This is a genomic window from Actinocatenispora comari, assembly GCF_017312725.1.
In the GTDB taxonomy this organism is placed as follows: domain Bacteria; phylum Actinomycetota; class Actinomycetes; order Mycobacteriales; family Micromonosporaceae; genus Actinocatenispora; species Actinocatenispora comari.
On the sequence record NZ_BOPO01000003.1, the window covers coordinates 34,437 to 51,004 of the forward strand.

15 protein-coding genes and 1 pseudogene are annotated in these 16,568 nt (G+C 70.0%); 8 read left to right on the forward strand and 8 right to left on the reverse strand.

What is annotated here, in order from left to right:
- Positions 1-18 precede the first annotated feature (18 nt).
- Positions 19-1,812, reverse strand: coding sequence for a hypothetical protein (locus tag NUM_RS01625; RefSeq protein WP_225918266.1), 1,794 nt, complete (start codon positions 1,810-1,812; stop codon positions 19-21).
- Between the two features lie 429 nt (positions 1,813-2,241).
- A pseudogene (locus tag NUM_RS37035) lies at positions 2,242-2,736 on the reverse strand (SigE family RNA polymerase sigma factor); the annotation flags it as partial.
- A 412-nt stretch (positions 2,737-3,148) separates the two neighbouring features.
- Here NUM_RS37035 and NUM_RS01630 point away from each other — a divergent pair.
- Both NUM_RS01630 and NUM_RS01635 read left to right on the forward strand, forming a co-directional pair.
- Positions 3,149-3,670, forward strand: a complete 522-nt coding sequence (locus NUM_RS01630; RefSeq protein WP_207122708.1) for a MarR family winged helix-turn-helix transcriptional regulator — start codon at positions 3,149-3,151, stop codon at positions 3,668-3,670.
- Positions 3,671-3,674: 4 nt separating this feature from the next.
- Positions 3,675-4,523 carry a DMT family transporter gene (locus tag NUM_RS01635; protein WP_207122709.1) on the forward strand — a complete coding sequence of 283 codons (849 nt, stop codon included), beginning with the start codon at positions 3,675-3,677 and terminating at the stop codon, positions 4,521-4,523.
- A gap of 147 nt (positions 4,524-4,670) precedes the next feature.
- Here NUM_RS01635 and NUM_RS01640 read toward each other — a convergent pair whose 3' ends face one another.
- The gene (locus NUM_RS01640; protein ID WP_207122711.1) at positions 4,671-5,168 is read right to left on the reverse strand and encodes a GNAT family N-acetyltransferase; all 498 of its coding nucleotides are present in this window, start codon (positions 5,166-5,168) and stop codon (positions 4,671-4,673) included.
- 160 nt (positions 5,169-5,328) lie between these two features.
- Here NUM_RS01640 and NUM_RS01645 point away from each other — a divergent pair, with 160 nt between their 5' ends.
- From NUM_RS01645 to NUM_RS01660, 4 genes are all read left to right on the forward strand, one after another.
- The gene (locus NUM_RS01645) at positions 5,329-5,661 is read left to right on the forward strand and encodes a PadR family transcriptional regulator (protein ID WP_207122713.1); all 333 of its coding nucleotides are present in this window, start codon (positions 5,329-5,331) and stop codon (positions 5,659-5,661) included.
- A complete protein-coding gene (locus NUM_RS01650; RefSeq protein WP_207122714.1) occupies positions 5,658-6,377 on the forward strand; it encodes a permease prefix domain 1-containing protein in 720 nt (239 codons plus the stop codon). Before NUM_RS01645 ends, NUM_RS01650 begins: the two co-directional genes overlap by 4 nt.
- Positions 6,378-6,465: 88 nt before the next feature.
- On the forward strand, positions 6,466-6,993 hold the full coding sequence (locus NUM_RS01655) for a GNAT family N-acetyltransferase (RefSeq protein WP_207122715.1): 528 nt from the start codon (positions 6,466-6,468) through the stop codon (positions 6,991-6,993).
- Between the two features lie 467 nt (positions 6,994-7,460).
- A complete protein-coding gene (locus tag NUM_RS01660; protein WP_207122716.1) occupies positions 7,461-9,215 on the forward strand; it encodes a right-handed parallel beta-helix repeat-containing protein in 1,755 nt (584 codons plus the stop codon).
- Positions 9,216-9,309: 94 nt separating this feature from the next.
- On the opposite strand, the gene NUM_RS01665 is transcribed toward NUM_RS01660, so the two are convergent.
- Both NUM_RS01665 and NUM_RS01670 read right to left on the reverse strand, forming a co-directional pair.
- Complete coding sequence (locus NUM_RS01665) at positions 9,310-11,034, reverse strand: Hsp70 family protein (protein ID WP_207122717.1); 1,725 nt, start codon at positions 11,032-11,034, stop codon at positions 9,310-9,312.
- Positions 11,035-11,482: 448 nt separating this feature from the next.
- Positions 11,483-11,668 (reverse strand): hypothetical protein, encoded by a 186-nt coding sequence (locus NUM_RS01670; protein WP_207122718.1) that lies wholly within the window; start codon positions 11,666-11,668, stop codon positions 11,483-11,485.
- A 403-nt stretch (positions 11,669-12,071) separates the two neighbouring features.
- On the opposite strand from NUM_RS01670, the gene NUM_RS01675 reads away from it, so the two are divergent.
- Positions 12,072-12,515 (forward strand): STAS domain-containing protein, encoded by a 444-nt coding sequence (locus tag NUM_RS01675; protein WP_207122719.1) that lies wholly within the window; start codon positions 12,072-12,074, stop codon positions 12,513-12,515.
- Between the two features lie 515 nt (positions 12,516-13,030).
- Here NUM_RS01675 and NUM_RS01680 read toward each other — a convergent pair.
- Together NUM_RS01680 and NUM_RS01685 are read right to left on the reverse strand one after the other, a co-directional pair.
- On the reverse strand, positions 13,031-13,189 hold the full coding sequence (locus NUM_RS01680) for a hydrophobic protein (protein WP_207122720.1): 159 nt from the start codon (positions 13,187-13,189) through the stop codon (positions 13,031-13,033).
- A 329-nt stretch (positions 13,190-13,518) separates the two neighbouring features.
- Positions 13,519-14,538 carry an NAD-dependent epimerase/dehydratase family protein gene (locus NUM_RS01685; RefSeq protein ID WP_207122721.1) on the reverse strand — a complete coding sequence of 340 codons (1,020 nt, stop codon included), beginning with the start codon at positions 14,536-14,538 and terminating at the stop codon, positions 13,519-13,521.
- Between the two features lie 73 nt (positions 14,539-14,611).
- Here NUM_RS01685 and NUM_RS01690 point away from each other — a divergent pair, with 73 nt between their 5' ends.
- Entirely contained in the window at positions 14,612-15,238 is a 627-nt protein-coding gene (locus NUM_RS01690; protein WP_207122722.1) for a TetR/AcrR family transcriptional regulator, read from the forward strand.
- A gap of 371 nt (positions 15,239-15,609) precedes the next feature.
- Here NUM_RS01690 and NUM_RS01695 read toward each other — a convergent pair whose 3' ends face one another.
- A complete protein-coding gene (locus NUM_RS01695; protein ID WP_207122723.1) occupies positions 15,610-16,083 on the reverse strand; it encodes a carboxymuconolactone decarboxylase family protein in 474 nt (157 codons plus the stop codon).
- Positions 16,084-16,568: the final 485 nt, after the last annotated feature.

The following is a 16,568-nucleotide window of genomic DNA, read 5'->3' on the forward strand; positions in this document are numbered from 1 at the left end:
AGCGGTCCCTCCTCGAACTCAGGACTGCGCGACGGTGGCCGCGGCGTGCACGATCTGGGTGACGGTGACGTGGGTGGAGTCGGATGCGGTGGCCTTGAGGGTCATGGGGTGTCCGGCGGTCGTGGCGGGGTTGTTCCAGTGCGCGCGGAAGGTGCCGGCGCCCAGGTCGTTGACCTTGGCCGTGGTCCAGGTCTTGCCGTCGTCGAACGAGACCGACACGGTGGCCGACTCGACCGGTACCCGCGGGGCACCGGCGGAGTGGTCGACGGTCAGCGTGAGGGTGTTGCGGCCCAGCGGGATCCGCCCGTCCAGGCCCTGCGTCAGCTGGTAGTGCGGGAGCAGCAGGGACACCGGCGAGCAGTGCGTGGTGTCGCCGTCCGCGCCGCAGCCCCACCGGTCGGTGGGCACCGTGGTGGTGCCGGAGTGCGCGGAGCTGAACGTCCACTCGCTGTGTGAGGAGGTCGACTGGCTGGTCCAGGGCGCCTTGCGGGTCTGGTCGTAGACGATCCGGTAGTTCTTGCGTCCCGCCGGCACCGCGACGTCCGCGCCGGTCACGTCCTTCTGGTCGACCAGCCGGGTACCGCCGGAGAACAGCTGGAAGCGCGACGTGGAGACGGTACCGGCCTGGCTCGGGTCGTCCAAGTCTCCGGCGTGGTCGGGGGTGGAGTCCCCGACCGGGGCCAACCTGATCGACAGCGTGTCGTCGATCCGGCAGGCGCCGCAGGCGTACCAACCGACGCCGGTGTCGGCCGGGATCGTCGGCGCCAGCGGCCCGCGCAGCCAGTCGACCCTCTCGTGCTGGCCACCCCGGAACACGTACGAGCCGGACTGGAACATTCCGCCGGGACCTCCGTCGGCCAGCACGGCGTCGACAGACTGAAAGTAGGGCAGTTCCGGGTCGGCGGTCAGGTACTCGGTGCGCCGCATCGGTTGCGGTAACGGCGTGCCGTAACGCAGCACCTCCGGCTGCCAGCGTGGTGCGGCGAACCAGACGCTGTTGCCGGTGCGCGGCTTGTCGGCGTAGTAGCTGGTGTTCAGCGTGGCCAGGCTGCCGGCGGTGGCCTGGTAGTGCTGGTTCGCACCGATCGCACGGTCGCTCGGGAAGATCACGTCGTACAGGTACGGCGTGGTGGCCGAGGCCGGCGAGGTCAACGTCTCGTGCACGTAGAAGTGCTGGATGCCGACCCCGGCCGGGCTGCTGGACAGGTACAGCGGATGATCGCCGAAAGTACTGAATCCGGCCTGCACCGCCGCGTCCTCGGCCGAGCCGCGGTCCCACATGACATCGACGTCTTGCACCTCGGCCCGCCTCGGCGTCGTCACCGACACCTCGTGGGTGGCCCGGCGCAGGTCGACCGTCGTACTGGTGGCCTTGCCGGCCACGGTGAACTGCCCGAAGGCGACCCACTCGGCAGTGGTGTTGCCGGGCCCATCGCCAGTTTGGTAGTGCGCCATCAGTGCGTAGTGGCCGTCCGGCACGCTGATCCGCGCCTCGCCGTCGAGCGCGACCGGGACTGCGGCGTACTTGCGGGACTCGTCGACGTTGATGACCACGAGCATCGACTGGCGCGCTGGCCCGCCTTGCGGGTCGGTGACCTTGATCGTGGCCGTACGCATCGGGAAGTCCGGGTGCGCGACTCCGCTGCCCGGCGTCACCCCGGGCCGCCCCGCCACCAGTGCCGACACGTCGAACTGCGCAAGCCGGTAGCTGCCGGTACCCAGCTCGTGCAGCGCGGTCGCCGGCACCACGTAGGTGTCGGCGCCGTACTGCTGGGTCAGGTACGTGCGGTGCACGGTCCCGGTCGGACGCACCGTGCGCACCCGTCCGCGCGGATCCGTGCCGACGACCACCCCGTCTCCCGTCGGGAGCGTCAGGGTGCGAGATCGCGCGTGACCGGCGGTGCCGCGATCGATTGTGTGGCTGCGCTGCACGGTCGAGTCGTGAGCCGAGGCCGGCAACGCCACAGCCGGCAGGACGACCGCCCCAGCGCTGACCACGGCGGCGGCCGCGAGGCTCGCGACAGCAGTAACCCTCCCACTGTGGGCTGACCGAAGTCCTTGCCCCAGCACGATAGCCCTACGATGTCTCGCTGTATCAGCCATAGATCCGGTCCCAGGTCTCGAGGGATGGTTGACGACTTCGTCGTGTGGCGGTGGCAACGTCGGTGAGCGCGCGGCCTCATGCGCTTCGCCGGCGGCCCACGCTGGCGACTGTTCGTTGGAGCACCAGCGCTCTCGCAGCGTCGTGAGGCCACGGCGCGCGTGGCTGCGGATGGTCACTGCGGTGACCTCGAGCATGTCTGCGATTTGCTTGTCCGAGCGGTCATAGCCGTACCTGAGCAGCAATACCTCGCGTTGGCGTGCAGGAAGCATCCACAGCTGCTCCCACAGGCCGGAGGCATCACACACCCGCTGTAGCGCCGCATCCGCCTCACCCACCTCGGGAAGATCGGCAACGACCTGTTCGCGGCGCGACCGGCGCCAGTTACTCACCTGCAGCCGCATCATGGTGGTCCGCACGTACGACTCCGCGTTGGCGTGGTTGCCGAGTCGATGCCACGCTGCTCGTAGCCGCGCGAACGCCTCCTGCACCAGATCGGCGGCGTCGTGCGGGTTTCCCGTCAGCGCATGGCCATACCGCAGGAGGGCCCGCCCACGGCGTCGGTAGAGGGCTTCGTAGGCATCGCCGGGCGCGTCGTCGTTCTCCCCCACCGATCTAGGTCCGCCTAGCCGCACGTGGCCCGCGCCGACCAGGCTGCTCGACGTCGTCGCGTGCGGTCATCCCGGTGCCTCCAGACCGTTGCGTTCGAGTCGGTGCAGCGCCGGACAGACCGAGCCGTCGAGCAGATCGAGCGCGGCGTCGGAGCGCTGCCGACGATGCAGGATCACGCCGTAGCCATGGACTCGGCCGAGCTCGTGCAGGGGTGCTGAGCACCGGCACGTCGAGACACCCGTGGAGGTTCATACCTAGGAAGCTATGCATTGAAAGCTAGGTAGTCAAGGGTCGGCGGCCGCACAGCGCCGGCACCAGCGGATACGCGATCTGGATCGCACCACTACGAGGGTCGCGGTGCAGCGGGCACCGACGCATCGGATCGGTCGTTCGACTGCGGTTGCGGCGCCACCCGAACCGGACTATGCATGAGTTATGCATGATGAGAGACTGGCGAACCTGCTGGGCGCGATGGCGTTGGCGATCCACGATGTGATGCTTCCCGCTGTTGTCGACAGCAGCGGCGTGGGCGTGTCCGCCTCCGCCGCACTCGTGGTGCTGGGTGCTCATCCGGGTCTGAGCGTCAGCGAGCTCGGCCGGCGTCTGGGCCTCAGCCAGCCCGCCGCTGCCCGCATGGTCGACTCGCTCCAAGAGCAGGGTCTGGTCACGCGGCGCAAAGGGACGGGCCGCGTCGTCCATGTCGGCTCGACACGACGAGGGCGCGAAGCGACGCGGCGCTTGCTGGCGGCGCGGTCGGCCCAACTGGTCGACGTGCTGGGCAGCTTGACCGCGCGGCAGAAGCAGCAACTGGAGCCGCTGCTCGGTACCCTGCTCACCGCTCTCTACCGGCAGATCGGCGACGCAGAACGCGTCTGCCGACTGTGCCACCGTTCCTGTTGCGTCCAGGATGCGCTGTGCCCGGTCGGCCAGGCCGAGCGATCGCTCGCGGGCGGGTAACCGAATGGCCGGAGTGGCGCTCGCCTTGGCCTCGGCAGGCTGCTACGGGTTGTCCGATGTCGTCGGCGGGTTGTCCGCACGACGGGCACCGTTCGCCACTGTAGCCGCACTCGGCCAGCTCACGGCCCTGGTTCTGACCCTGACAGCCGCGCCGCTGACGACCGCGCAGCCGCCGTCGTTCAGCGACCTCGGCTGGGGAGGCTTGTCCGGGCTCGGCACCGGTCTCGGCATGCTCATGCTGTTTCGCGGGCTGAGTCGAGCCACCATGAGTGTCGTCGTCCCGGTCAGCGCCGTGGGTGGGGTCACGCTTCCCGTCCTGGTCAGCGTCGCGTTCCTCGGTGAACGGCCCGCGACCCTCACGTGGCTGGGCATTGCCCTGGCGCTGCCCGCGTTGTGGATGGTTGCTCGGCAGCGCACCGACCAGACAGGCACCACGGACACCGGGATGGCCGATGGGCTGGCAGCTGGTGTCGGGATCGCCGTTCAGTACCTGGCGCTCGCTCAAGCCAGCGGCCAATCCGGGATCTGGCCGGTCACTGCCGGCCGAGTGAGCGCCACGGCCGTTCTCGTGCTTGTCGTGCTGCGTGGCCCGAAAACGCGGCGCCGTCTCCCCTCGCCTCGCGTGATGCTGGGGGCTCTCACCAGCGGCGCAACCGCCGCCATTGCCCTGGTCTGCTACCTGCTCGCAGCCAAGCAGCAGCTGACGACCGTTGCCGTCGTATTGTCGTCGCTGTATCCGGCGGTCCCCGTTCTGTTTGGCCTCACCGTGTTGCGCGAACGTCTCCGGTGGCAGCAGGCTGTCGGCCTGGTCGCCGCAGGATGTGCCGTCGCTCTGATCACGGTGGCCTCCTGACCTTGGCCCGGGGGCCTTCCAGCTCCGGGTCGTCCGCGCCGCAACGGCCCGGCGGCTCCGCCCGCTGGCGCGCCACGGGACGGGCGGTCCATCCCTTGTGGACCGACACCTGCACCGGCCCTTCTCGTCGGTCGCAGGCGGCAACTGCTACCGGGCCAGGCGCCTGACCAGGCTGAGCCCGGACTCGGCGAAACCGTTGCTGCTGTAGAAGCGGACCGCACCCGCGTTGCGGTGATGGATGCCGGCCGACAGGAACCCGATCCCGTGATCGGTCGCCCATCGTCTCGCCGCTGCCAGCAGTGCCGAGCCAGCCCCCAGCCCACGCGCATCGGGCAGCACGACCGTGTGCACCTCCGCCGACGCCACCGGGCGCAGGATCTGATGATCGGGCGGTTCGGGGCGCCGCAGCACCTCCACCATCCCGACCACATGACCCTCGGCGGTCTCGGCAACGAAGACAGCATCCTGACCCGAATCGCCGGCCAGCATCGAGGCAAAGTGCTGGGTCACCACGTCGCGCTCTGGAATGCGGTAGGTGTCCGGTGCGAGAGCCAGGTGCGCCTCGGCGTTCGCCACCCGCAACTCCACCAGCGACGAAACGTCCGCCGTGGTCGCCGCCCGAACCGTCAACCCTGTCGTGTCCACGACGGCAGATCCTAGCGTCGGCCGCCCTCAGGCCCGCGGCTCGGCGTTCTGCGACGAGCAAGCCCCCGACCCTTGATGACGCGGTGGGTTTGGTCACGGTCGAGCGACGAATCCGAGCGCCCATTGACCTCCCCGGGCATCGATACCTAGCTTACTGGGTATGGAGCTTCGGGGGCATCTGGACCTGATGCTGTTGAGCAGCCTGCGACAGCTGGGGTCCGCACACGGATACGCGATCATCGTGGCGCTGCGGGACGGGTCCGACGGTGTCTTCGATCTGCCGGAAGGCACGGTGTACCCGGCGTTGCACCGGTTGGAGCGCGCCGGCCTGGTGAACAGCGACTGGGACACCAGCGGCGCCCGTCGTCGCCGCGTCTACCGGCTGACCACGGACGGGACGGCGGCGCTTGCTGCCAAGCAACGCGAGTGGCACGCGTTCGCACACGGGATGCGGGCGTTGATCGCACCGACTGCCTCGGAGGGACTGGCATGACCGACAGCGACGTGGATCGCTACCTGGACCGCCTCTTCGATGGACTCGCCGGCACGGGTGGGGTCGGCCGCCGCGCCCTGGTCGAGGTCGAGGACCACCTCCGTACCTCCGTCGCTGAACGCGTCGACCACGGCATGTCGCACGAGGATGCCGAGCGCTCGGCCGTCGCGAGTTTCGGCGACGTCAGGATGGTCGCTCGTCGTCTCCGTGCCGGCCACCGGCAGGCGCGGCGGGCGGCGGCCGCATCCAGCGCCTGGCTCGTCGTCGCGCTCGCCTGCGCGGCAGCGGCTGCCTCGGTCCTGCTCACCGTTGCAGATCGGCTGTGGGAGGCAGCGCGCGGACCGTCCTGGGGCGACTGTGTGGCCTCCTCGCCGTGCGACGTGGCCGGCGAAACCGGCTACCTGCTGCCGATCGGCGTCACCCTCGCCGTCGTGTCGGCCGTTCTGCTGGTCAGCCGCCATCTGCTCCAGCGACGAGCCCGGGTCGCGACAAGCGCGCGGCGCCTGCCGGTCCTGCTCGCCGTGCTCTGCGCCCTGCTGACCCCGGTACTGCTGACCAGCTTCGGTGGGGATCCCGTCACGGTCAACAGTGCCGTCGTCGGCGCCAATGGGCCCGGGTTGTTCATGACGGTCGTGGCATCGGCCGTGACCGCGGCGGCCAGCATCGCCGCCATCGGGTGGGCCCTGCTGGCCCAACGGCGCCGGGCCAATGCCTGAACGACACACCACTCGCGTCGAGAAGCCGCTGACGGCACGAACCCTTACCAGGATCACGGATCCGCGGGATGCGGCTACAGTGATCGAGATGTCAACCGTGCGCGTTCGGAGCGGTAGCCCGCGAGACATTGTCGGCGTGGCCGGGATTCACCTGGCAACGCGGCGAGCCACCTACCCAGGGATGCTCCCGGACGAGGTGCTGGACGCCATGACACCCGCCTCTGTCGCAGCTTGGTGGCGTGCGTACCTGCCGAAGGCGCCACGCCCGAACACGCTGCTCGTAGCGGATGCCGGCGGCGATCCACAGGGGTTTGTCTTCCTGCAAGCGGCGGGTCAGGAGGGCGAGATATTCGCCATCCACGTCCACCCGCGAGCCCAGGGGCAGGGCATCGGGCGGCTCTTGATGCGTCGTGCCCTGGAGACACTCGGTTCCTGGGGATGCGACCGTGCCGTGCTCTGGGTGCTTGCCGACAACCATGGTGCGCAGCAGTTCTACCGGAACTCAGGATGGGCACCTGTCCCCGAGGGCGCCCGCGTCGAGAACATCGACGGGGCTTCCGTCACCGAGGTCTCCTACGCGCTGCCCCTCGCCGCGGCCGGGGGCTGTCCAGCCTGATTGGCCCGTCCTGCGACACGGCCGGCGTGGTCTCTGACAGGCATCGATCATGCCCAAGGTCGCGCGCGGCGCTGGGAGGAACGGCGGAGCTGCGGCGGGCCGTGGCACACGTGCTGCCTCTCGGCCCGCAGGCGGTGGCGCATTGAACGTCGCGAATATCACTTTCCTGAACGAAAGTCGCCCCTGTCTCCCTCTTCCTCCATGGATGGGAGCTTTCGCTCCATCCGTGGACGCAAGCAGGGAGGAACATGGACCGGTACAGGCAGACCCCCCTGTCGGGGCTGGTGGCGGGACTCGCAGTCGCGGCCGCCGTCGTGGCGGTACCCCAGGGCGCCGCGAGGGCCGACACCCATCCGGTACAGGCCGTCTACTATGCGGCGCCGGGCGGTGCAGGCGCAGCGTGCACCCACGACGATCCGTGCTCGCTGACGGGCGCGCGTGACCTCGTCCGGCAACACACCGCGGGCATGACCGGTGATCTGGTCGTACGACTGCTCGACGGGACCTATCCGGAGACCGGGCCACTGACCTTGACCGAGGACGGGGCCACCCACGACTCCGGCAGCAACGGCTTCGACGTGGTGTACGAGGCAGCGCCCGGCGCGCATCCGGTGCTGTCCGGGGGCCGGCGCGTCACCGGTTGGTCGCTGCAGGACGCGACGAACAACGTCTGGCGCGCCCACGTCGGCGATCTGGCGACCCGGCAGCTGTACGTCAACGGCGTACGGGCGGTGCGCGATCACGGCACGGTCAACCCGGACGGCTGGGTGAAGACTGCAGCGGGCTGGACCGCACCCGACGCCACGATGGCGAGCTGGCGCAACCCGACCGACGTCGAGATCCTCGGCTTCTACCGGTGGAAGGCGTTTCGCTGCCCGGTCGAGTCGATCAGCGGCCAGGACGTGACCATGCAGCAACCGTGCTGGCAGAACGCCAATCGGGGCAGCTTCGGCATCCACACCGTCACCTGGGTGGAGAACGCGTACGAGCTGCTGGGCACACCCGGCCAGTTCTACCTGGACCGCGCCGCCGGCGATCTGTACTACGTACCGCGCCCCGGCGAGGACCTGGCCACCGCCGACGTCGAGGCGCCTGTCGCGCAGTCGCTGCTGACCGGTACCGGGACGGCCGCCACGCCGCTGCACAACCTCGTCATCCGTGGCCTGACCTTCGCCAACGCCACCTGGCTGGGACCCAACACCGACGTCGGCTACCCGGGCGGGCAGTCCGGAGTCTACGCGGTGACCGGCGGGGCACATCCCGTCTGGGAGAAGACCCCGGCGAACGTGAGCTTCGCGCACGCCACACACGTGCGCATCGAGGGCAACACGTTCGTACACCTGGGTGCGGCGGGGCTGACGCTGGACACCGGCTCGCAGGACGACACGGTGGTCGGCAACATCGTCGCCGACACCTCGCACAGCGGCATCCAGATCGGCGACTCGGAGGACTCGGCGCAAACCGACCCGGGACAGCAGAACGCCCGCAACACCGTGCGCGACAACGTGTTGCGCAACATCGGCGCGGAGTACCCGAACGCGGCCGGGATCTGGTTCGGCTACTCCGACTCGGCCACCATCGCCGACAACGACCTGGCCGAACTGTCCCACACCGGCATCTCGATCGGCTGGGGCTGGGGCAAGGCCTCGTACGCCAGGAACAACACGATCAGGGGCAACCACATCCGCGACGCCGGCCAGGTGTTGTGGGACATGGGCGGCATCTACACGCTCAGCGCCCAACCCGGCACCGTGATCACCGGCAACGTGATCGACGGGGTCGGGCACGACGACGACCGGGTCAGCAACGGCATCTACCTCGACGAGGGCACCGCCTACTACACCGCGCAACACAACGTGGTCCGCGATGCGCACAACTGGCTGTCGATCTGGACCACCAGTCAGCACGACAACACGGTCACCGACAACGTCGCCGACCGGGACATGGCGCAGTGCCCGGTCAACGTGTTCGGCCCGACCGCCAACTGCAACACCGGGACCAACGTGGTCACCGACAACGTGCTCGGCGGCGCCGAAACGCCGCCCCGCTCCGGACCCACCGGTCGGTACGCAGCGCTGAACCCACCGCGGCTCGCTCCGCTGCCGTGGGTCACGGTCGGGCTCGACAAGCTGCGACCCGCCGAGCCGCAGCCCGGCCCGGAGGACCTCGCCGCGACCGGCCATCCGAACACCTACCACCCGGTCGGCAGCCCGCGCGGCTGACCATGACCGACCCGGCGGCGCCCACCCGACGACGTGGGCGCCGCCGGGCACCCTGCCCGCGTGGCGAGCGACTCGGGCGCCGTCGTCTCGCTCGTCAGTGATGCCGGGGCAGCGTGGTGAGGTGGGCGGCGACGAGGCGGGCGATGGCCACCAGCGTCGCCTTGCTGGCCGACGAGTGGCCCGAGTAGTTGATCACGACGACCAGGTTGGCTAGTTGCACTCCCGCCTCGAACTGTCCGGCGATGGCGTTGTCCATGCCCCGGATCTGGACGGGTTGCTCGTCGCCCCAGTAGTTCAACCCCTGGACAAGACCTTCGGCGTGATAGACGCAGCTCACCTCGTCTGCGCACGTCCCCCGGCTCACGCTGTAGCGCTTGACGCCGATCTCGAGTTCTGCGGAGTCCTTCGGGTTCTTGTCGTCACCCCAGGCGTATCCGGCGATGCTGAGGTCGCCGCCGTTGGATTTCACGGTTTCCTGGTGTGACCACGCGACCGGTGACACGTACCGGCGGACCTCACTCGCGGTGAGCAGCGAGGCGGCGCTGGGCGTGCTGGTGAACAGTACCGGTGGGCCGGTGGGGGTCGGGCTCGCCGTCGGGCTCTTGGCCGACGCGCTCACCGTCGGGCTTGTGGTCGACTCTCCTGCGCCCGCTCCTCCCCCGGTGTCGTGCTGGCCGTACTTGTCGGCTAGCAGCGAGAACCCGATGACGGCCACCACCACCAGCGCCACCACTCCGGCCACCGCCGGCGCGCCCCACCGTCGTCGTGTCGCCGCCGGCCGTGGCAGCGGTGCCTGCGACGGCTGCACCGGGGGCGGCGGCGCGGAGTCCGGTGGGCCGGCCGGAGCCGCCGAGGCCGACGTCGATACCGGCGGCACTGCGGCTGGTGCGGCGTCCGGTGCCGCATCCGGCCCCGGAGTAGAGGCAGGCGGGATCGGTGCGGCATTCGGTGCCGCATCCGGTCCCGGCGTGGAGGCGGGCGGGAACGCTGGCGGCGCCAACAGCTGAGTGGACCGTTGCGGGGTGGCATGCAACGCGCCCTCGGCCACGACGAGCTCCGGCTGTTCCAGTACGGTCGGCGCGATGCCGGTGACCTGGTGCAGGACGGTGGCGGCCAGCGGCACCCGGGACGAACCGCCGACCAGGAACAGGCCGGCGAGGGCATCGGCCGGCACGCCGGCTCGGCCGAGCACGGACGTGGTCAGTTCGGCAGCGCGGGTGAGGTGGGGTCGGGCGGTGGCCTCGAACGACTCGCGGCTGACGACCGCGTCCCGGTCGACCAGCGGCAGCGGCAGCGCGGCGCTGGTGGTACGAGACAGCATCTCCTTGGCCGTGCGCGCGTCGTCCCACAGCGCCCGGAAGTACCGCCGGTCTGCCGGATCGGTGGGAGCGGTGAGCCGCAGCCAGGTCGCGTCGTCCACCGCCGGCCGGGCCTGCTCGACCACCAGCGCGTCCAGGTCGAGGCCACCGAAGTCGGCCAGCCCGTCGACCTCGATCACCTCGAACCCGGTCGGGCTCCGCCGAACGGCGCTGACATCCAGCGTGCCGGCGCCCATGTCGTAGACGACCACGACATCGCCCGGCGCGACCCGGTGGCCGAGCATCGTGGCGAAGTACGCGGACGCGGCGACCGGCTCCGGTACCAGCGTGGGCGTGGAGAGGCCGGCGAGGGCGGCGGCCTCGACGAGCACGCCGCGGCGCAGCGCCGCCCACGCCGCTGGGTAGGTGATCGTCACATCCAGCGGCGCCGGGCCGGCCGTGCGGGCCACCTCGTCGCGCACCCGGCTCAGCGTCGCGGCGATGGCCCGTACCAGCGGCACGTCGTCGCCACCGAGCAGCAGGCTGCCCTCACCGATGTGCCGCTTGGGATTCGGCTCGTAGCGCGTCGGTCCAGCCGGGTGCTGTGCTGCGCGTCTCGGCCGCTGAGCAGCGTGCCCTCCGGCGTCAGGTAGACGGCCGAGGGCAGCAGCGGCGAGGAGTCGAACAACAACGGACGGGTGCGCCCGTCTGGCCACCGCAGCATCGCGACGGTGTTGGAGGTCCCGTAGTCGATGCCGAGCCGGAATGCAGACACGCGCGCAGCGTACGAGATCGTGGCCAGCAGCGACCCGGCGCCCTGATCCCGCTCGAATGGTTCGCGGACCTGCCTACCCGCGCACGAGCACGAGGGGTTTCCGTCATGCGGTGAGCCGATCACGGGCGGGAACCGCGTGATCATCGCGGCGGGGTGTCGGCGAGCAGGCGACCGGCGGGTTCGGCGGTGGGTGGTCAGGCCGCCGGCGGTCGACAGCCGAGTTGCTCGAGCATCCGCCGCACCCGCTGCTCGACCTGCGTCGCGATCATCGGAGAGCCCCGCAGCACGACGAGCCCGACCGCACCAGCGACCGCGTCACGCCTGCCGCCGGACCGGTACCGGCCGGGGAACGACCCGTCGTCGATGGCCTGCCACGCCACGTCGGTGAGCGCCGCGAGGCGCGGTTCGAGGTGGTGGCGACGGGCCCACCGGCACGCTCCTCAAGATCACTTGACCCAGGGCAACCAAATCGATGTCCCTTGACACCGATTCGAGGGCCGCTGGCGGTGCCGGGGATCAGTCGCGGCTGACGTGGCGGGCGAGACCGGCGGCCGCGATGACGGCCGGACGGCATGCGCGCGGCTGCCGAACACCATCCCCGCCCGTACAGCCGAGAGACGCCGGCGGATCGACGCAGCGGACCTGCCGCCGGCGTCACCCTCGGCGCCGGGCATGAAACGCGGGGATGGGGGTAGAGCCGGTATCGGTGGTCTGCCGCGGCAGCGCCCGAACGGTCGTTGTCGGCAGGTGTGCGGCGGCGACCGGAGGCACCAGTGCCGGCCGATGGCCGACGCTCGACTCCCCGGGAGAACAGGAATGACCGAACTCGAAGTGTCGATGTCCCACCGTGGCCACGTCGCCGTGATCGGCTTGGCGGGCGAGCTGACGGTAGCCTGCACCCACCGGCTGATCGATGCCGTGCGGCAAGCAATCGCCGACGGCGCCGACCACGTGGTACTCGACGCCGGGCGCCTGGTGTGCTGCGACCCGGCCGGTATCCATGCGATCGGACAGGCCTACCGGATCGCCATCGAAACCGGCGCTGCGCTGGCCGCGGCCGACCTGCAACCCCTGGTCACGACCGGCATGCTGCTCACTGATGCTGCCGACACCGTGCCGGTCTACGACACCGTCGCCGATGCGGTCACCGCAGACCCGGCCCGACGCCGGCCGCTGACCGCCTGGACGCTGGCCGACACCAGTACACCGCCGACGGCGCCCGTATGACCGACGACCGCCGCTGACGACGGCTGTCTCCATCGGGCCTGAGACTCCCGCCACGGCTGGCCGGGACGTCAACCTGCCGTCCCTCGCTGCTGCCCACGCACCGAGCGCACACTCCGCAGCCAGCACGATCCGTCACGCCCCGGCTGCCGCCCCGGCCGGCTCGATTGCCACGTCCACCTTCGGCTGAGCCGGGCGGCTCCAGAGATCTTGCCCCTGTACGGGGAGGATGCGGGTGCCGTCGGGCTGCGTCGCCAGCCGTTCACCAACCACCAGCGACTGGTCTGGATCCGGTCGCCCTGCCGACCGTGTGAACCCGGCCGGCGCTCCGGCAGATACAGGAGCGGCCCGGTCTCCGCAGAAACCGGGCCGCTCTCTTTCCCCCAACCCCCATCACTGTGGCTATGCCCGCTCTGCGGGCAGGACAAACATGTCGACTGCCCCAGCAGGCATGAGCCGGCACGGAGGGCGCCGTCTCGCCAGAGCTGGGGGGCAACACCGACGAGACGACGCCAGCTTCACCACCGGTACCAGCGATGTCCACCGCCGGACCGGGCAAAGAACCCGATGATCCATACCACCAGGATCACGGCTGCCACGATCCACAAGGCATGCACCGCGAACCCGATTCCACCGAAAATCAGCGCCAACAACAGAACCGCGATGAGTAACCACATGGCCGTCTGATACCCCAAGTGCCTGTCACTACACCAAACGATCCTGGTCAGGTTCAAAGCTGCCCACGGAGTGCCTCGCGGTACAGCGCCCAGGCGACCATCGAGACCCGGCGGAGACGGTCAGCTGTCGAGTCGTTGCCGAAGCCGGTCGATGACGACAGAGCCCATGTGCGTGGGAACCCCCGGAGACGCGGCGGGGCCGGGACCGGCTGCAGCGACGCGTCGACCGACAGCCCCGCGATCGCGGTCAGGGCGCGGGCGATGCCGTTGATCGACACCAGCGGTGAGTGGATGGTCGGCGACGATCGCCGGCTGCTGCCGGCAAGGAGTCAGACGAGTTGGTGTTCGGCCAGGCTGCGGGCGGTTTCCTCGATCGCCTCGGGGACGGGTCGAAGCCGGTGGCCGAGCAGAGATTCGGCCGGCGCGCGGTCGAAGCGTTGTGCCCGGCCGATCAGCCATCGGTTGTCGCGCAGCTGGGGTTCGAATGCGCTGGCCAGCCACGTGAGCCAGGTCGGCATCGACCACTTCGGCAGCCTGCGGCTCTGCTCCGGAAGCCGGGTACGCAGCAGTTTGGCGACCTCGGTCATCGACATCGGGTCGGTGGCGACGATCGTACGGTGCCCGCCCGCGGCTGCCGAAGTCATTGCCGCGATGTGCGCCTCGGCAACGTCGTCGACGCTGATCCAGGGAAGCCGCAGATCCGGGATCATCGGCAGCGCACCGGCAAGCAGCTGCTGGATCGCCGTGACCGAGGTGCCGGGATCGTCGGTCAACAGCGGTCCGATGACCGCGCCGGGATTGATCAGGGCGAGGCGATCCGGTGCGCCGTGCCGGGCCGCGATGTCTCGTGCCGCCAGTTCGGCCTTGACCTTCGACACGGTGTAGGCGTTGAGACCGGGATCGCTCGCAGCGGTCCAGTCGGCCGCCGAGTACAGATGCGTTCGAGGAGCCCGGGCGAACTGGATCGTCGCCAGGGCCGAGGTCATGACCACCCGCTCCACACCCGTGTTCAGCGCCGTTGTCACGGCACGGGTCGCGCCCTCGACGGCGGGGCGGATCAGCTCGTCCGGATCCTCGGGCTTCGCCAGCACGAACGGAGACGCCACGTGCACCACGTACCGACATCCGGCGGTCGCGGCCGCCCACCCCTCGTCAGACAGCAGGTCGAGCCGGCAGACTTCGAGCCGGCTGGAGTCGGCGGACGCAGCCGCCATCGCGGCATGCACCTCGGCGACGCGCGACTCCGAGCGCACCGACCCGCGCACCCGGTAACCGCGCCGCAGCAACCCAGCCGCGACATGGCCGCCGATGAACCCCGAGACGCCCGTGACCAGGACCGTGTCCGCCATGTCCGCTCCCCTTCGAACGCCATCTTGACAGTGAGCAGTTTACGGCCGATCTACTCACTGTCAAGATGTACGGATGGGCGATGAGACGACCACCGGCGATCACTACCATCACGGCAATCTGCGCACGGCGCTGCTCGACAGCGCCCTGGAGGTACTCACCGAAAGCGGTGTCGCCGGGTTCAGCATGCGCGAGGCCGCGAGGCGCGCGGGCGTCTCCCAGTCCGCCCCCAAGCACCACTTCGGCGACGCTCGCGGTCTGCTCGGAGCGCTCGCGACGCGCGCGTACCGACAGCTTTGCGACCGGCTGGAGGCACTCGAACTCGACGGGCACGACGTGCGCGACCGGGTCGGTGCGCTCGCTGCCGAGTACGTCGCCTTCGCGGGCCAGAACCGGGCGCTGTTCGATCTCATGTGGCGGATGAGCCAGTTCGACTACACCGACCCCGAGCTGGCCGAGCAGAAGCACCGCGCCCTCCGCGCACTGGACCGCGGCCTGCGCGGCGGCGATGCCGAGCTGCCCGACGACGACACCGATCCGGCCCTGGTGCCCAGCTACGCGGTCTGGTCGCTGGTGCACGGCTACACGACGCTCGCCCTCGAGGGCGCGATCGACAGCAGCAACCCCGACCCGCTGGCACACGACCTGCTCCCGGCGATGCTGGCCCTGCTCAACCTCCCAGCACCCGCCAGCCACTCATGAACACGTCTCGATCCCGGTCACGGCCGGGCTCACACGATACGAGCAGCTACTGGACCCCATCCGTGAACTGGTGTCACCCTCGGTCACAGCGGCGGGAGAGCACGTCCGGGCTCGTCTGCGCCGTTGCTCTTCTGTCGATCGAGTGCGGCCCCGAGCGCGACGCGCCGAATCGGTCCGGTCGACGACCAGGCCAGGGCTCCCGGGCGGTCGGCGCCATGCTGTTGGCCCGCATCGCACCTGCGGTGGCCACGGCCGGCCGTCCCAGCCGGGCCTAGTCCTGGTCGCCTCGGGCTGGACTGCCGACGCTCTTGTCGACCGTGCTGGACACGGCCGGTCGTGCCTGGCCCACGGGCCGGTCGCGTCGTGAGAATCTAGCTCCACTGGCCGGGGACGTAGTCGCCGGCTGGCTGTCGGGTGATGACGTTGAGCCGGTTGAATGCGTTGATCGCGGTGATGCAGCACACCAGCGCACCGAGCTGTTCCTCGTCGTAGTGCTGTCGTGCGTTGGCCCATACCTCGTCGCTGACACCGCCGGCGGCGTCAGCGATCCGCGTTCCCTGCTCGGCGAGTTCCAGGGCGGCACGTTCCGCCTCGGTGAACACGGCCGCCTCGCGCCAAGCGGCGACCAGGTGCAATCGTTGGTCGCTCTCGCCGGCTGCTGCCGCGTCCTTGGTGTGCATGTCGACGCAGTAGCTACAACCGTTGATCTGGCTTGCCCGGATCTCCACCAGCATGGCCGTCGTGGCCGGCAGCGTCGAGCGGGTGACGGCTCGGCCGGCGCCGATGAGAGCCTTGATGTAGTCGATGGTGACCGAGTTGTCGAAAAGGCCCATACGTGCTTCCATGGTCATGCTCCTTGAGGTCGGTTGTTTCGCTGTCTCGACGAGGTCGCGGGCGTGCGCAACGGCGGCGGGCTCTCTCAACCGCCATCTCTCAGGTCGGTCGCGCCGGCGCATACTCGGTCGGACGGGCCGGCGTCGGGCCCGAGTCCCTGGTTGCCACCGGTGATCGGTACCGAGGTCTGCTGTGTGTTGGTCACGCGACTCCGACGGAACCGGCGTCCGCAATGTAACCGACTGTGCTGGCACTCACAGGGTGTCGCGGCGGTCCGCCTGTCATCGGCGCGGCTGGTTCTGATCGCCGTATCGACCGGCAACGTCGGTTGGCATCGTCAGCCGCCGTCACCGGCAGCGCCGCGGTCGGCGCGCCAACGGTCGAGGACAGCGGCAGTCCCCGCAGCAAGTGGGCGTAGAAGTCGCGGCCGCGTCGTTCGGGTTCACGCCGTCCGGTCCGGCAAGCAGACTGTCGCCCCCCCCCCCCCCCCCCCCCC

Bases quoted from the DNA above. Each gene is read 5' to 3' on its own strand.
- NUM_RS01630 (WP_207122708.1), top strand. From the start codon at position 3,149: ATGCATGATGAGAGACTGGCGAACCTGCTGGGCGCGATGGCGTTGGCG.
- NUM_RS01635 (WP_207122709.1), top strand. From the start codon at position 3,675: ATGGCCGGAGTGGCGCTCGCCTTGGCCTCGGCAGGCTGCTACGGGTTG.
- NUM_RS01645 (WP_207122713.1), top strand. From the start codon at position 5,329: ATGGAGCTTCGGGGGCATCTGGACCTGATGCTGTTGAGCAGCCTGCGA.
- NUM_RS01650 (WP_207122714.1), top strand. From the start codon at position 5,658: ATGACCGACAGCGACGTGGATCGCTACCTGGACCGCCTCTTCGATGGA.
- NUM_RS01655 (WP_207122715.1), top strand. From the start codon at position 6,466: ATGTCAACCGTGCGCGTTCGGAGCGGTAGCCCGCGAGACATTGTCGGC.
- NUM_RS01660 (WP_207122716.1), top strand. From the start codon at position 7,461: ATGACCGGTGATCTGGTCGTACGACTGCTCGACGGGACCTATCCGGAG.
- NUM_RS01675 (WP_207122719.1), top strand. From the start codon at position 12,072: ATGGCCGACGCTCGACTCCCCGGGAGAACAGGAATGACCGAACTCGAA.
- NUM_RS01680 (WP_207122720.1), bottom strand. From the start codon at position 13,189: ATGTGGTTACTCATCGCGGTTCTGTTGTTGGCGCTGATTTTCGGTGGA.
- NUM_RS01685 (WP_207122721.1), bottom strand. From the start codon at position 14,538: ATGGCGGACACGGTCCTGGTCACGGGCGTCTCGGGGTTCATCGGCGGC.
- NUM_RS01690 (WP_207122722.1), top strand. From the start codon at position 14,612: ATGGGCGATGAGACGACCACCGGCGATCACTACCATCACGGCAATCTG.
- NUM_RS01695 (WP_207122723.1), bottom strand. From the start codon at position 16,083: ATGGAAGCACGTATGGGCCTTTTCGACAACTCGGTCACCATCGACTAC.